General features: G+C 72.1%; 15 protein-coding genes and 1 pseudogene. 9 read left to right on the top strand and 7 right to left on the bottom strand.

Annotated elements, in window-relative coordinates; translation table 11 throughout:
• Positions 1–24: 24 nt before the first annotated feature.
• From HW130_RS27570 to HW130_RS27580, 3 genes are all read left to right on the top strand, one after another.
• Positions 25–2,157: an MMPL family transporter gene (locus tag HW130_RS27570; RefSeq protein ID WP_177152445.1), complete on the top strand. Its 2,133-nt coding sequence runs from the start codon at positions 25–27 to the stop codon at positions 2,155–2,157.
• A 513-nt stretch (positions 2,158–2,670) separates the two neighbouring features.
• On the top strand, positions 2,671–3,903 hold the full coding sequence (locus HW130_RS27575; protein ID WP_375256593.1) for a sensor histidine kinase: 1,233 nt from the start codon (positions 2,671–2,673) through the stop codon (positions 3,901–3,903).
• Positions 3,900–4,559, top strand: coding sequence for a response regulator transcription factor (locus tag HW130_RS27580; RefSeq protein ID WP_177152446.1), 660 nt, complete (start codon positions 3,900–3,902; stop codon positions 4,557–4,559). Before HW130_RS27575 ends, HW130_RS27580 begins: the two co-directional genes overlap by 4 nt.
• Before the next feature lie 159 nt (positions 4,560–4,718).
• On the opposite strand, the gene HW130_RS36260 is transcribed toward HW130_RS27580, so the two are convergent.
• Positions 4,719–4,856, bottom strand: coding sequence for a BBE domain-containing protein (locus HW130_RS36260; RefSeq protein ID WP_375256594.1), 138 nt, complete (start codon positions 4,854–4,856; stop codon positions 4,719–4,721).
• 255 nt (positions 4,857–5,111) lie between these two features.
• Here HW130_RS36260 and HW130_RS27590 point away from each other — a divergent pair, with 255 nt between their 5' ends.
• Positions 5,112–5,951, top strand: coding sequence for a serine protease (locus HW130_RS27590; RefSeq protein ID WP_177152448.1), 840 nt, complete (start codon positions 5,112–5,114; stop codon positions 5,949–5,951).
• Positions 5,952–6,016: 65 nt separating this feature from the next.
• On the opposite strand, the gene HW130_RS27595 is transcribed toward HW130_RS27590, so the two are convergent.
• Complete coding sequence (locus tag HW130_RS27595) at positions 6,017–7,384, bottom strand: FAD-dependent oxidoreductase (protein ID WP_177152449.1); 1,368 nt, start codon at positions 7,382–7,384, stop codon at positions 6,017–6,019.
• A 399-nt stretch (positions 7,385–7,783) separates the two neighbouring features.
• Here HW130_RS27595 and HW130_RS27600 point away from each other — a divergent pair, with 399 nt between their 5' ends.
• A complete protein-coding gene (locus tag HW130_RS27600; RefSeq protein WP_177152450.1) occupies positions 7,784–7,999 on the top strand; it encodes a hypothetical protein in 216 nt (71 codons plus the stop codon).
• A gap of 6 nt (positions 8,000–8,005) precedes the next feature.
• Here the strand turns inward: HW130_RS27600 and HW130_RS27605 are convergent, their stop codons facing one another.
• Positions 8,006–8,518 (bottom strand): DinB family protein, encoded by a 513-nt coding sequence (locus tag HW130_RS27605; RefSeq protein WP_177152451.1) that lies wholly within the window; start codon positions 8,516–8,518, stop codon positions 8,006–8,008.
• 82 nt (positions 8,519–8,600) lie between these two features.
• Positions 8,601–8,687, bottom strand: a pseudogene (locus HW130_RS36265) (VapC toxin family PIN domain ribonuclease); the annotation flags it as partial.
• Between the two features lie 125 nt (positions 8,688–8,812).
• On the opposite strand from HW130_RS36265, the gene recO reads away from it, so the two are divergent.
• The 4 genes from recO (at position 8,813) to HW130_RS36590 (ending at position 11,594) form a co-directional block, all read left to right on the top strand.
• Positions 8,813–9,559: a DNA repair protein RecO gene (gene recO / locus HW130_RS27610; RefSeq protein WP_177152452.1), complete on the top strand. Its 747-nt coding sequence runs from the start codon at positions 8,813–8,815 to the stop codon at positions 9,557–9,559.
• A gap of 14 nt (positions 9,560–9,573) precedes the next feature.
• Entirely contained in the window at positions 9,574–10,419 is an 846-nt protein-coding gene (locus HW130_RS27615) for an isoprenyl transferase (protein WP_177152453.1), read from the top strand.
• Between the two features lie 34 nt (positions 10,420–10,453).
• The gene (locus tag HW130_RS27620) at positions 10,454–10,975 is read left to right on the top strand and encodes a YcxB family protein (RefSeq protein ID WP_177152454.1); all 522 of its coding nucleotides are present in this window, start codon (positions 10,454–10,456) and stop codon (positions 10,973–10,975) included.
• Positions 10,976–11,054: 79 nt separating this feature from the next.
• Positions 11,055–11,594 carry a YcxB family protein gene (locus HW130_RS36590; RefSeq protein WP_177152455.1) on the top strand — a complete coding sequence of 180 codons (540 nt, stop codon included), beginning with the start codon at positions 11,055–11,057 and terminating at the stop codon, positions 11,592–11,594.
• 366 nt (positions 11,595–11,960) lie between these two features.
• On the opposite strand, the gene HW130_RS27630 is transcribed toward HW130_RS36590, so the two are convergent.
• The 3 genes from HW130_RS27630 to HW130_RS27640 are packed head-to-tail and all read right to left on the bottom strand — an operon-like array spanning position 11,961 to position 14,123.
• The gene (locus tag HW130_RS27630; RefSeq protein ID WP_177152456.1) at positions 11,961–12,392 is read right to left on the bottom strand and encodes a Fur family transcriptional regulator; all 432 of its coding nucleotides are present in this window, start codon (positions 12,390–12,392) and stop codon (positions 11,961–11,963) included.
• A 55-nt stretch (positions 12,393–12,447) separates the two neighbouring features.
• Entirely contained in the window at positions 12,448–13,338 is an 891-nt protein-coding gene (locus HW130_RS27635) for a metal ABC transporter permease (RefSeq protein WP_177152457.1), read from the bottom strand.
• A 2-nt stretch (positions 13,339–13,340) separates the two neighbouring features.
• Positions 13,341–14,123, bottom strand: coding sequence for a metal ABC transporter ATP-binding protein (locus HW130_RS27640; protein ID WP_177152458.1), 783 nt, complete (start codon positions 14,121–14,123; stop codon positions 13,341–13,343).
• Positions 14,124–14,163: the final 40 nt, after the last annotated feature.

A 14,163-nucleotide genomic window follows, 5' to 3' on the forward strand; every position in this document is an offset into this window, starting at 1 on the left:
ACCCGTGACGAAGGGGAGGCACCCATGGGGGCCGTACGGAGCGCAACCGAACCACCGCAGGCGAAGCCGCCCGCGCGCCACCGGGCCGTGCCCTGGGCGATCGTCCTGCTCTGGGTGGCGGTCATCGCCCTCGCCGGCCCGTTCGCGGGCAAGCTGGGTGACGTCCAGCGCGACAACATCGTCGACTACCTGCCGGCGAGCGCCGACTCCACGCAGGTCGCGAAGATCCAGCAGGCCCTGCCCGGCGGCGAGTCCACCGACCTCGTCGTCGTCTTCCACCGCGACGGCGGACTGACGGACGCCGACCGTGCCGACGCCCGGCGTCGGCTCGACCGGATCGCGGACGCCCACCCGCTCGCGAGCGGCCCGCCCCGGGGCGTGCCCTCCCAGGACGGCGGCACGCTGATGTTCCCGGTGTCCAGCAACGAACCCGGGACCGACAACGAGGCGCGCGCCGCGTTCGTCGAGGACGTGCGCGAACGGCTCGGCGACGGCGCCGGGGTGAGCGGGGGCAGGCCGGGCCTCACCGTCGACGTGGGCGGGTCCGGCGCCCTGCAGACCGACATGGAGGCCGTCTTCGAGACCATCGACGGCACCCTCATGATCGCCACGGTGAGCGTGGTCGCCGTCCTGCTGATCCTCACCTACCGCAGTCCGTTCCTGTGGCTCGTGCCCCTGGCCGTCGTCGGCGTCGCCGCGCTCACCTCGCGGGCCGTGATCTACGGTCTCGTCCAGGGCTTCGACCTCACCGTCACCAGCCAGAGCGGCGGCATCATGACCGTCCTCGTCTTCGGCGCAGGCACCGACTACGCGCTCCTGCTGGTCGCCCGCTACCGCGAGGAACTGCGCCGCGTCCAGCGGCCGTACGACGCCATGCTCGCCGCCCTGCGCGGCTGCGGACCCGCCGTCCTCGCCTCCTCCGGCACGGTCGCCGCCGGACTGCTCTGCCTGCTGGCCGCCGACCTCAACAGCGCGAGGGGGCTCGGGCCGGTCGGCGCGGTCGGCGTCGTCTGCGCGCTGGCCGCCATGCTCAGCCTGCTCCCGGCCGTCCTGGTGCTCCTCGGCCGCCGCGTGTTCTGGCCGCTCGTGCCCGCGTACGGCTCCCGGCCCGAGCAGCGCCGCTCGCTGTTCACCGCGATGGGCGGCTCCGCGGGGCGCAGGCCCCAACTCGTCCTCGGCTCAGGCGTCGTCCTGCTCTGTGCGCTCGCCCTCGGTGTGCTCGGGCTGCCGGGCAGCCTCAGCCAGGAGGACAGCTTCACCGACCGGCCCGAGTCCGTCTCCGCGATGCGCACCCTCGCCGACGCCTACCCCGAGCGCAGCGCCCAGCCCATCAGCGTCGTGGCCCCGGCGGACCGCGCCGACCAGGTGCTCGCCGAGGCCCGCGCCACCGATGGCGTCGCCGCCGCCGAGGCCGGACGCACCGGCGACGGCTGGACCGAGATCGCCGTCTTCGCGAAGGACGGTCCGGACACCGCCGGGGAGACGGCCACCATCGAGGCGCTGCGTGCCGGCCTCGACGGCAGCCACGTCGGCGGGCCCAGCGCCCAGCAGCGCGATCTCGAGGAGACCAACACCCGTGACAGCCTCGTGATCATCCCCCTGGTGCTCGTCGCGGTCCTGCTCGTCCTGATCGCCCTGCTGCGCAGCCTTGTCGCCCCGCTGATCCTCATCGCCGCCGTCGTCGCCGTGTGGGGAGCGGCGCTGGGGCTCGGGGGTCTCGTCTTCGAAGGGCTCTTCGGCTTCGACGGCATGGACCCCGGACTGCCGTTGCTCTCCTTCGTGTTCCTCGTGGCGCTGGGCGTCGACTACGGGATCTTCCTGATGCATCGGATGCGCGAGGAGGTCCTGTCGGGCGCCGACCCGGCCGCGGCGGCGCTGACGGCGCTGCGCACCACGGGCGGGGTGATCGCGTCGGCGGGCCTCGTGCTGGCGGCGACGTTCGCGGTGCTGATGAACCTGCCCCTGGTGGCGCTGGTCGAGATGGGCTTCGTGGTGGCGGTGGGAGTGCTGCTGGACACGTTCCTGGTGCGGACGTATCTGGTGACGTCGGCGAGTGTGCTGCTGGGGCGGCGGGTGTGGTGGCCGGGGGCGCTGAGCCGGCGACCGGGCGCCGTGCCGGTGGCACCGGAGGCGCCGCAACCGGCAGGCCGACTGTAAGGACCCACCCCGCCCTCCCCCTAGGGTCTTTCGTTTGGATAGGCCGGATCAGTGAGTGGGGGTCCCCCCACGCCCGCAGGGCGTAGGGGGAGGGTCTGGTGCGTGCGATCGCAAGGCGGAGGAGGGAGACAATGGCGGAGCCATGGCGACCGACGACAACGCGGCGAGCGTGCGTGCCAGGGCCCGCGAGCCCGGCATGATCCAAACGAGAGGCCCTAGGCCTGACGGCCGTGGGAGGTGCCCCCATCCCTGAACCGGGGGCTCCGCCCCCGGACCGTCCCCCTAGGCCTGGCGGCCGAGGGACCCCTGCGCCCTGTGGGCGTGGGGGACCCCCAGTGCCTCGATCGTCGGCGGGGCTGCATTGCAGCCCGTCTGGGGTCCCTCCCACGGCCGCCAGGCCGTAGGGGGAGTCTGAGGACACCGCGCGAAGCGCGGTACGGGGCCCGGGGCTTGCCCCGGTTACGGGATGGGGCGGGGTGGGGAAAAGGCAGGCAACGCGACCAGGATGGAGCCGTGCAGGATTCACACACCGCCCCGCGCCCGCGCCCGCGCCTCGGCGAACGCGTGCTCACCGCGATGAGCCGCGACCCTCTCACCGCACCCCACCGCGCCCGCAACGACGCGATCCTCGCCGCCGGCGTCGGGCTCGTGTCGCTCCTCCTCGCGCTGTTCGTCGACGAAGGGCGCAGGCCCGACGCCCTGGGGTGGGCGCTCCTCGCCGGGACGGCCGTGCCCCTCGTGTGGCGGCGGTCGCGGACCGGGCTCGTGCTCGTCGCCGTGCTGCTGTGCGTCGCGCCGTACCACGCGCTCGACAACGCCCACGCCGCACCCGTCCCGGCGTCGCTGCTCGCCCTGTACACGTTCGCCGCCACGGCCCGCCCACTGCACACGCTGCTGGTCGGCGGCGGCGTCATCGGGATCACGCTCACCGTGATGTTCGGCGTCGGGGCCCACGAGGGGTTGGAGGCCCTGCGGACAACGGGCTGGATCCTCGCCGTCCTCGTCTTCGGCGTCGACGTGCGCGTCTACCGCCTCTACATCGCCTCCGTCGTCGGCCGTGCCGAGCGTGCCGAACGCACCCGCGAGGAGGAGGCGGCCCGGCGGGTCGCGGAGGAACGGCTGCGCATCGCCCGGGACCTGCACGATCTGCTCGCGCACTCCATCACCCTCATCGGCGTGCAGACCTCGGTCGCGTCCCACGTCCTGACCGTCGACCCCGACCGCCTCGACCGCGCCCAGATCGCCGAGGCGCTCGACGACATCGCCGAAACGTGCCGCACCGCGCGCGGCGAACTGCGCGCCACGTTGGAGGTGCTGCGCGCCGACGGACCCGACGGGGACGGGCCGTTGCCCGGCCTGGCCGCGCTGCCCGGTCTCGTACGCGCAGCGGGGGCGCGGCTGACCCTGGACGCCGGGGAGGGGGCACTGCCGCCCGCGGTGGAGGCCGCCGCGTACCGGATCGTGCAGGAGTCGCTGACCAACGCCGTACGGCACGGCGGCGCGGGGGCCCGTGTGGACGTCGCCTTGGAGCGGCGCGGAGAGGAACTGCATGTCACGGTCACCGACGACGGCACATCGTCTCCCGCGGCCGAAAAGCCGTACGGGTCCTCCGGCTTCGGCATCATCGGGATGCGGGAACGGGCCCGCAGCGTCGGAGGGACGCTGTCGGCCGGCCCGCGCACGGACGCGGCCGGCTTCGAGGTCGCCGCGATGTTGCCCCTGCAGCCCACGGAGGCCGCCGCATGATCCGCGTACTGCTCGCCGACGACCAGACCCTTGTACGCGCCGCGTTCGCGATGCTCGTCGAGTCGGCCCGTGACATGGAGGTCGTCGGTCAGGCCGGGACCGGTGCCGAGGCCGTTGAACTGGCCCGCAGCGAACGGGCGGACCTCGTCGTCATGGACATCCGCATGCCCGAGCTCGACGGCATCGAGGCCACGCGGCTGATCGCCGCCGACGAGGACCTCGCGGGCGTGAAGGTCCTGGTGCTCACGACGTACGACACGGACGAGCACATCGTCGAGGCGCTGCGCGCGGGCGCGTCGGGGTTCCTGGTGAAGGACACCAGGCCGGCCGATCTGCTGGCCGCGATCCGGACTGTCGCGGCGGGGGAGTCGCTGCTCTCCCCGGGGCCCACGTCCCGCCTGATCGCCCGTGTCCTGAGCGCGCCCCGGCTGCCGTCCACGGGCGGCCCCGACGGTCTCACGGACCGCGAGCGCCAGGTCCTGACCCTGGTCGCCCGCGGCCTCAACAACACGGAGATCGCCGAGTCCCTGGGCCTGAGCCCGCTCACGGCCAAGACGCACGTGAGCCGGATCATGGGCAAGCTGGGCGCCCGTGACCGGGCCCAACTCGTCATCGCTACCTACGAGTCGGGCCTGGTGACGCCGGGCGGCGAGTAGCGCCGGCCGAGGCGGAGCCGGGCCCGTCCGGTGACGGCGGCGGCCTCGACGTCCGGGGCCCGTGCGGTGGAGGACGGCGCTGCCGTGCTCTGCGCCCAGGTGCGGCTCGCGGCATCCTGACAGTCTGTCACCGTGAGGGCAACGAGCGGGCGCAGGCCCTCACGGCGCGATGATGTGGTCGAGCCGGAACGGGTTCCCGGGGTCGTACCGCCGCTTGACCGCGCGCAGCCGGTCGTAGTTCTGCCGGTAGTTGGCGCGCATCGAGGGCAGCGTCGCGCCGTAGGCGCCGCTGCCCACCGCCGTTGCCGGGCCGGGACCCGGGGCAGCACCTGGCAGGCCGGGACACCGCGTCTCTTGCGGGGCGGGGCCTTGCCGCCTCCGGGCGCGCCCGCGAAGCCGGCACCGGCCCGCCCGGCACGGACCGCACCGGCCCGCCCCGTCACGCGTGGCCGAAAAGCACGCCTTGTCGGGGCATCCCGTCATACCAACAATGCGCATGACAACTCGGGCCGTCACATCGGCCACTCACGTCGCATTGAGGGGACCCCCCACATGAACAAGCCTCTCGCCGGCACCCTGCTCGCCCTCGCCCTCCTCGGGGTGGGCGCCGCGCCGGCAGTCGCCGCCGAGACCGCCGGCGAACCCGCGGTCGAGGCGCAGGCGGTGGACTTCGCCGGAACCGTCGCGCTCAGCAACTGTTCCGGCTCCGTCGTCAGGACGGCCGCCTCTCAGCCGAGCGACCCCGCACTCGTGCTCTCCAACGGCCACTGCCTGGAGACGGGCTTCCCCGCGCCCGGTGAGGTCGTGGTCGACCAGCGGTCCTCGCGCAGTTTCGGCCTGCTCGACTCGGCGGGCAGCCGCGTCGCCACCTTGCGCGCAAGCAAGATCGCGTACGGGACGATGACGGACACCGACGTCTCGCTGTACCAACTCACCAGCACCTACGGGCAGATCGAGTCCCGCTACGGCATCAAGGCGCTGGAGCTGAACGACGCCCGTCCGGCCGCGGGCACGGCCATCAAGGTCGTCTCGGGCTACTGGAAGCGGATCTACAGCTGCGACGTCGACGGCTTCGCCTACCTTCTCAAGGAAGGCGCCTGGACCTGGAAGGACTCGATCCGTTACACCTCCAGCTGCGACACCATCGGCGGAACCTCCGGCTCCCCGGTCGTGGACGCCGCCACCGGCAAGGTCGTCGCCGTCAACAACACGGGCAACGAGGATGGCGGACGCTGCACGGACAACAACCCGTGCGAGGTCGACGAGAGCGGCAACGTGACGGTGCGCGAGGGCATCAACTACGGGCAGCAGACCCACACGCTCGTGCCCTGCATCGGCCCCGGAAGCCGGATCGACCTGAACCGGGCGGGCTGCGCGGTCCCCAAGCCGTGACGCGAAGGACGGCCGGTTCCGGGGCCGTGAGCCCCGGAACCGGCCGTCCGCACGGTCCGCGCGCGTTACGCGCCGCTCGCCCGGAGCATGTCCTCGCGCTCGACGATCTTCACGCGCTCGCGGCCCTGCGGCTCGCCCAGCGCCTTCTCGGCCTCGTCCAGCCGGTACCAGCCGTCCCACGTCGTGTAGCGGACGTTCCGGTCCGCGAGGAAGGACTCCACCGCCTCCGGCTCCGGCGAAGCCGGCGTCAGGAGACGCCCGTTCGCGTGGTCGTCCAGCAGGTTCGCGACGGTCTCGTTCGCGTCGCCCTTCGTGTGGCCGATCAGGCCGACCGGGCCGCGCCGGATCCAGCCGGTGACGTACGTCGAGTCCATGTGCTCACCGGTCTCCTCCATCACCCGGCCGCCCTCGTCCGGGACGGTGCCGGAGGCGACGTCCCAGGGGAGCTTGGGCAGCTCGTCGGAGAGGTAACCGACCGCGCGGTAGACCGCGGTGACGTCCCAGTCCTTGAACTCGCCCGTGCCCTTCACGTTGCCCGTGCCGTCGAGTTGCGTGCGCTCGGTGCGCAGGCCGGTGACTTTGCCGTCCTCGCCGAGGATCTCGGCCGGGGACTCGAAGAAGTGCAGGAACAGCTTGTGCGGGCGGTCGCCGGTGTCGCGGATCGCCCAGTTCTCCAGGGTCTTCGCGACCATGTCCGCCTGCTTGTTGCCGCGGCGGGTCTCGATGGAGCCCTCGTCGTAGTCGATGTCCTCGGGGTCGACGATGACCTCGATGTTCGGCGAGTGGTCGAGCTCCCGCAGCTCCATCGGGCTGAACTTCGCCTGTGCCGGACCACGGCGGCCGAAGACGTGGATCTCGACGGCCTTGTTCGCCTTGAGGCCCTCGTAGACGTTCGGCGGGATCTCGGTGGGCAGCAGCTCGTCGGCCGTCTTGGCGAGGATCCGGGATATGTCGAGGGCCACGTTGCCGACGCCGAGGACGGCGACCTTCTCGGCCTCCAGCGGCCAGGTGCGCGGCACGTCCGGGTGGCCGTCGTACCAGGACGCGAAGTCGGCGGCGCCGTACGAGCCGTCCAGCTCGACGCCCGGGATCCGCAGTTCGCGGTCGGCCATCGCGCCGGTGGAGAAGATCACGGCGTCGTAGAAGGCGCGCAGGTCGTCCAGGTGAATGTCGGTCCCGTAGTCGACGTTGCCGAAGAGCCGCACCTGCGGCTTGTCGAGCACCTGGTGCAGGGCGGTGATGATGCCCTTGATCCGCGGGTGGTCGGGGGCGACGCCGTACCGGATGAGGCCGAAGGGCGCGGGCATCCGCTCGAAGAGGTCGATCGACACACCGGGCTCGGTGGCGGCCACCTCGGACTTCAGCAGCGCATCAGCGGCGTAGATCCCGGCGGGGCCGGCTCCGACGATGGCTACCCGCAGGGGGCGGGGCATGTTCAGGTTCCCTTCGAGCGGCGACAACTGGCTCGTCGGCAACCCTAAACAAAGGCAAGCCTAAGTCAGTACCCGGTCCCATTCTATGGGCTCATAAGGCAGGCTTATGGGTGCTCAAAGGCCTGCTTGATGACTGGCCGCGAGAGATCGCCACCGGGGATTGCGGTGCACGCGGCCTTGGCCATGGGGCAACACCCTTGCCCCGCTGCTCGTTTGGCGCGGGCACAGGACCCGTCCAGCGTACTTGCTCAGCGTGACGCTCCGCATGCGAAAGGTGAATCCGGAGCAGAATGGGAACGCTCGGGACACGCCGTGTCCGCTCGTCGAATCAGGGTGCCGCGCGGTGGACACTGTCCGCCTGATCGCGGCAGCTCTGCCCAGGGAAGGGGACCGTACGCCATGACCCTGCCCATCGGTACGTACGTCGTCGACACCCGCACCGGCCGGGTGGGCCGGCTCATGGGGCCGGCCGGCCCGTTCCTCTCGCTGAGACCCGTCGGCGGGGGCCGGGAGTGGGAGTGCTCCCCGGAAGAGGTGCGGCCCGCGACGGCGGCGGAGCGGATCAGCGCGACGACGGCGTACGTGAACGCCCGCAGCCGGGGCGAACTGCCCTGACTCGGGTCAGTAGTAACCGGTCTCGCCGTCCAGGAGCTCCCTTATCGCGTCCATGTGTCCCGCGTGACGGGCGGTCTCCTCGATCATGTGGATCAGCATCCAGCGCAGCGACGCCTGGCCGGACGCGAAGTCGGGATGGCGGCCGACCTCGTCGAAGCCGTGGGCGGCGATGATCTCGTCGGAGACCCCGCACTGCTTCTCGTACTCGTCCAGGAGCTGCGCGAGCGGGATGCCCTCCGCCCGCATGTCCGCGTCCTCGGGCTCGTTGACGAACTGCGGTCCCTCGGCCGGGCGGCCCAGGAACAGGACCTCGAACCAGGTGTGCTCGACCCAGCGCAGGTGGGAGACGATCCCCGCCATGGTCATCAGGGGCGAGGAGGGCAGGACCGCACGGTGGGCGTCTTCGTCGGACAGGCCCTCGCACTTGTAGTGCACGATCGCGCGCTGCATGTCGAACCAGCCGAGGAGTTGCGTCCGTTCGTCCGCGGAGAAGGGGGGACGGGTGCGGGAAGGCGTCATGGGCGCGGACGCTAGCGCGGTCCGGGCCCCGGCGGCACCGGATTATCGGCCGGTCCGTGCGGCGCGGCGCCGGCTGCCCGTGTCAGTTCCGCAGGTCGATCATGCGGGTCGGCTGCCCTGTGGTCCGGGCGATCGTTTCGAAGTCCCGGTCGTAGTGGAGGAGCGTGAGGTCGCGTATGCATCGGCGGTCGGTCGCTGTCTTTCCGGCGCCCGCGCCGGTCCTCCTTCATGGACAGGGAAATGCTCGTTCACGGCCCGTGTCGGCGGGCCCCCGGGGTACGGGAGAATGGGCCCATGAGCCTGTTCCGCGACGACGGCGTCGTCCTGCGCACCCAGAAGCTGGGTGAGGCGGACCGCATCATCACGCTGCTCACTCGCGGTCACGGACGGGTACGCGCCGTCGCGCGCGGCGTGCGGCGCACCAAGTCCAAGTTCGGGGCCAGGCTGGAGCCGTTCTCGCACGTCGACGTGCAGTTCTTCGCCCGGGGCAGCGAGCTCGTGGGCCGCGGGCTGCCGCTGTGCACCCAGTCGGAGACCATCGCGCCCTACGGCGGCGCCATCGTCACCGACTACGCCCGCTACACCGCCGGCACGGCGATGCTGGAGACCGCGGAGCGGTTCACCGACCACGAGGGCGAGCCGGCCGTCCAGCAGTACCTCCTGCTCGTCGGCGCCCTGCGGACCCTCGCCCGGGGCGAGCACGCGCCGGGGCTCGTGCTCGACGCCTTCCTGCTGCGGTCCCTCGCGGTCAACGGCTACGCCCCCAGCTTCGACGACTGCGCCCGCTGCGGACTGCCCGGCCCCAACCGCTTCTTCTCCGTCGCCGCGGGCGGCGCCATATGCGGCGACTGCCGGGTACCGGGCAGCGTCGTACCCTCGGCGGAGGCCATCGGCCTGCTCAGCGCGCTGCTCACCGGCGACTGGGCGACGGCGGACGCGTGCGAGGCGCGTCATGTCAGGGAGGGCAGCGGACTCGTGTCCGCCTATCTGCACTGGCACCTGGAGCGCGGCCTGCGCTCGCTCAGATACGTAGAGAAATAGGAGATGTGAGCCGCATGGCACGACGCGGAATCCTGGGCCGGTCCCGCCGCGAGTACAAGGTCCCCGAGCCGCACCCGTCGGGGGCGCGCCCGCCGAGGATTCCCGGCGAGCTCGTGCCGAAGCACGTGGCGATCGTCATGGACGGCAACGGCCGCTGGGCCAAGGACCGCGGCCTGCCGCGCACCGAGGGCCACAAGGTCGGCGCCGAGCGCGTGCTGGACGTGCTGCAGGGCGCGATCGAGATGGGTGTCGGAAGCGTCTCCCTGTACGCGTTCTCCACCGAGAACTGGCGGCGCTCGCCCGACGAGGTGCGCTTCCTGATGAACTTCAACCGGGACTTCATCCGCAAGACACGCGACCAGCTCGACGAACTCGGCATCCGGGTGCGCTGGGTGGGCCGGATGCCCAAGCTGTGGCGGTCGGTGGCGAAGGAGCTCCAGATCGCCCAGGAACAGACCAAGGACAACGACCGGCTCACGCTGTACTTCTGCATGAACTACGGCGGCCGTGCCGAGATCGCGGACGCGGCACAGGCGCTGGCGGAGGACGTGAAGGCCGGGAAGCTCGATCCGGCGAAGGTCACGGAGAAGACCTTCGCCAGGTACCTGTACTACGCGGACATGCCGGACGTGGACCTGTTCCTGCGGCCGAGCGGCGAGCAGCGCACCTCCAACTACCTGCTCTGGCAGAGCGCGTACGCCGAGATGGTCTTCCAGGACGTGCTGTGGCCCGACTTCGACCGCCGCGACCTGTGGCGCGCCTGCCTCGAGTACGCCCAGCGCGACCGCCGCTTCGGCGGCGCGATCCCCAACGAGGAACTGCTGGCCATGCAGGGCCGGCCGGACGAGGAGACCGGCTGACCGGCGCGGACCGGCAGCCGTTAGGGTCCCGCCCATGGATCACCAGGGGCGGGACACCGAACACACGGCGGAAGCGGTCGAGCTGGTCTACCGGCCGACGCGCGCCGACATTCTGACCGCGGTCCGTGTGCGCGAGAGACACCGGCGGATGACGTGGGTGCGGTGGATCGTGACCGCCCTTCTCCTGGCCTGGGGGATCCTGCCGGCGTTCGCTCCCGCCTCGCGCGGGCCCGCCGTGGTGCCCGTGCTGCTAGGCGTCTTCGTGTGGGCGATCCCGCACCTGTACGCCTCGCAGGTGCTGCGCATCGTCGGGTGGCAGGGCGACTACCGCACGACGGTCACCGAGGACGGCGTCACGGCCGTGAACGACCACTGCGCGCTCACCCAGCGCTGGACGCTCTTCCGCGGCCACCGCGAGACTGCCGACAGCTTCGTCCTGCTCAGCCGGGACCGGGGCGTGATGTGGGTGGAGGTCCTGCCCAAGCGCGGCCTGCGCGATGCCGAAGACGCCGACCGGCTCCGCGCGACGCTCGACCGGCACCTGCCGAGGCTGTGAGCAACGCCCGCACCCCCCGTGGGAATTGAGCGTGCCCGCCGATACGATCACGGCTCGGCAGTCGGGTACGGGAGGGACCGTGGCAGAGGTGCAGCAGCAGGACGGACAGACGGTGGCGCTCCGCTACGAGCCCACCGTCGCTGACATGGCGGGCGCCCTGAACGCCCGGATGCGCGCCACCCCCTCCGGCCGCCGCACCCGCCGCCTGCTGCTCTTCGCCGGTGTCATGGGCATCGGCGTCGTCGCCCTGCAGGCCGCCGTCGGCGACGGTGACCTCACCGTCCTCGTCGCCGGTGTGGCCCTCACCGTCCTCGCCTTCGGCAGCCTGTATCTGCTGCCCTCGCTCCAGGCCCGCCAGCTCCACCCGCTGGCCGCCCGGCAGGGCGAGTTCGGCGCCGTCGTCGACGACACCGGCATACGCCTGACCACGCGCGACAGCACGAGCACCACCAAGTGGGAGATGTACCCCCGCTATGCCGAGACCGACGAGCTGTTCGTGCTGCTCACCGCCGACAAGCACAGCGTCGGCGTGATGGTCCTCCCCAAGCGGGGCGTCTCCGCCCCGGACGACGTCGACCGCCTGCGCGCCCTGCTCGACGAGCACGTCCGGCGGGTGTGACCGGCCGGGACCGTCAGGACCGGGCGAGGACCGCCTCCGCGTCGTGCCGGGCCTTCGGGACGGCGGGCCTCGGCCGCCCCGGCACCGGGCGGGCGATCAGCGTGTCACAGACGCCGGCGGCAGCGGCGGCAGGTGTGGGACACGAACACGCCCGCCCCCGCGATCCTCGACCCGCCCTCGTCCGCGGCCGCCGGCATGACGTACGGGCGGCACGTGTGTCCGTTCTCACAGGCCGCACACGGTGGCGACGGCCGGGGATCGACCCCGCCGGTCACGAGGCGGGGCCGTACGGCGCGGCCCACGCGACGGGGCCGCGCGGCACGCCACGAAGGCGGCGCTCACGCCGCGCGGGACAAGCGCGGACGGTCAGTTCGCCTTCGCCGCGCACTCCGCGCACGTGCCGAAGATCTCGACCGTGTGCGCCACGTTCACGTATCCGTGCTGGGCGGCGATCGTCTCCGCCCACTGCTCCACGGCCGGGCCCTCGACCTCCACCGCCTTGCCGCACATCCGGCACACCAGGTGGTGGTGATGGTCGTCCGTCGAACAGCGCCGGTACACCGACTCGCCGTCGCTCGTGCGCAGCACGTCCACCTCGCCCGCGTCGGCGAGCGACTGGAGCGTGCGGTAGACCGTCGTCAGGCCCACCGAGTCGCCGCGGTGCTTGAGCATGTCGTGCAGCTCCTGCGCACTGCGGAACTCGTCCACCTCGTCCAGCGCCGCCGCTACCGCGGCACGCTGCCGGGTGGACCGGCCTCGTACCGGGGCGGTGTTCCCGCCGGTTGGCGCCGTGGTCACAGGAGCCTCCTTGCCTCGCCCGCACATGTGTCGGGCCATTCTGCCAGGCCCGCGCTCAGACCTTGACGTCGTCACTCGGCCGTCGCGTACCCGGCATGTCCGCTGTGCACTCGGCGTCGCCCGCCGCCGGTTTCGCCCGCAGGCGTGCCAGTGGCAGCGCCAGCGCGGTGAGCACGACGAAGACGCCGATGGCCAGCAGGACTATCGTCGCTCCGGGCGGCACGTCCTGGTAGTAGGAGGTGCTGGTTCCGGTCAAGGCCACGGCGATCCCGATCCCCACCGCGAGCGCGAACGTCGCCCGGAACGAGCGCGTCACCTGCTGCGCGGCCGCCACCGGCACCACCATCAGCGCGCTGACCAGCAGCAGGCCCACGACGCGCATCGCCACGCTGACCGTGACCGCCGCGGTCACCGCGACCAGGAGATTCAGCGCGCGGACCGGCAGGCCGGTCACCCGCGCGAACTCCTCGTCCTGGCTGATCGCGAACAGCTGCCTGCGCAGCCCCAGCGAGACCAGCACCACGAAGCCGGCCAGGATCGCGATGGCCGTCAGGTCCTCCTGCGACACCGTGGACAGCGAGCCGAACAGGAACGAGCTCAGGTTCGCCGTCGACCCCGTGTCGGAGAGGTTGACGAGCATCACGCCGCCGGCCATGCCGCCGTAGAACAGCATCGCCAGCGCGATGTCGCCGCGCGTGCGCCCGTAGGCGCGGATGAGCTCCATCAGCACCGCGCCGAGCACCGACACCAGCGTCGCCATCCACACGGGGTTGGTGGACAGCAGGAAGCCGAGACCGACACCGGTCATCGCGACATGGCCGATTCCGTCGCCCATCAGTGCCTGCCGGCGCTGGACCAGATGAATGCCGACCGCCGGGGCGGTGATGCCGACCAGCAGCGCCGCGAGCAGCGCCCGCTGCATGAATGCGGTTTCCAGGATTTCCATGATCAGGTCAGCAGTCCCGTGCGGAGCGGCTCGTCGGCCGCGTGCGGATGTACGTGGTCGTGGCCCGGCAGGGCGTGCTGGCCCACCGCCGTCGGCGGCGGCCCGTCATGCACCACACAGCCGTCGCGCAGCACCACGGCCCGGTCGATCAGCGGCTCCAGCGGCCCCAGCTCGTGCAGCACGAGCAGCACCGACGTGCCGCCCGCGACCTGGTCGCGCAGCGTCGACGCGAGGATCTCCTGGCTCACCAGGTCCACGCCCGCCATCGGCTCGTCCATGATCAGCAGTTCGGGCTCGGAGGCCAGCGCCCGCGCGATCAGCACCCTCTGGTGCTGGCCGCCCGACAGCGCGGTCACCGAGTCCCTGGCCCGGTCGGCGAGACCTACCAGAGCGATGGCCCGCTCCACGGCCGCCTTGTCGGCGCGCGAGGAGAGACCGAAACGGGTGCGGGAGAGGCGGCCGGCGGACACGACCTCCCGCACGGTCGCCGGCACGCCGCTCGCGGCCGTCGTCCGCTGGGGCACGTAGCCGACCCGCGCCCACTGCCGGAAGCGGCGCAGGGGCGTGCCGAACAGCTCGATGGAGCCGCTTGTCAGCGGCACCTGGCCGATCACGGAGCGCACCGCGGTCGACTTGCCGGAGCCGTTGGCGCCGAGCAGCGCCACGACCTCACCGTGCCCGACGGTGAGGTCCACGCCGCGCAGCACGGGGCGCGTGCCGAGCGTGGCCCGGGCACCGCTGACGGATATGACCGGATCGACGGCCGGGTCCGTGACGGGCTCCATGGCGTGTGCCTCCGTTGCGTGCGGGGTGGGTGTCGCGTCG

Source organism: Streptomyces sp. PKU-EA00015 (assembly GCF_013387495.1).
Lineage (GTDB): Bacteria > Actinomycetota > Actinomycetes > Streptomycetales > Streptomycetaceae > Streptomyces.

Excerpts from the sequence above, each read along its gene's own strand:
- HW130_RS27570 (WP_177152445.1), top strand. The coding sequence starts at position 25 with ATGGGGGCCGTACGGAGCGCAACCGAACCACCGCAGGCGAAGCCGCCC.
- HW130_RS27580 (WP_177152446.1), top strand. The coding sequence starts at position 3,900 with ATGATCCGCGTACTGCTCGCCGACGACCAGACCCTTGTACGCGCCGCG.
- HW130_RS27590 (WP_177152448.1), top strand. The coding sequence starts at position 5,112 with ATGAACAAGCCTCTCGCCGGCACCCTGCTCGCCCTCGCCCTCCTCGGG.
- HW130_RS27595 (WP_177152449.1), bottom strand. The coding sequence starts at position 7,384 with ATGCCCCGCCCCCTGCGGGTAGCCATCGTCGGAGCCGGCCCCGCCGGG.
- HW130_RS27600 (WP_177152450.1), top strand. The coding sequence starts at position 7,784 with ATGACCCTGCCCATCGGTACGTACGTCGTCGACACCCGCACCGGCCGG.
- HW130_RS27605 (WP_177152451.1), bottom strand. The coding sequence starts at position 8,518 with ATGACGCCTTCCCGCACCCGTCCCCCCTTCTCCGCGGACGAACGGACG.
- recO (WP_177152452.1), top strand. The coding sequence starts at position 8,813 with ATGAGCCTGTTCCGCGACGACGGCGTCGTCCTGCGCACCCAGAAGCTG.
- HW130_RS27615 (WP_177152453.1), top strand. The coding sequence starts at position 9,574 with ATGGCACGACGCGGAATCCTGGGCCGGTCCCGCCGCGAGTACAAGGTC.
- HW130_RS27620 (WP_177152454.1), top strand. The coding sequence starts at position 10,454 with ATGGATCACCAGGGGCGGGACACCGAACACACGGCGGAAGCGGTCGAG.
- HW130_RS27635 (WP_177152457.1), bottom strand. The coding sequence starts at position 13,338 with ATGGAAATCCTGGAAACCGCATTCATGCAGCGGGCGCTGCTCGCGGCG.
- HW130_RS27640 (WP_177152458.1), bottom strand. The coding sequence starts at position 14,123 with ATGGAGCCCGTCACGGACCCGGCCGTCGATCCGGTCATATCCGTCAGC.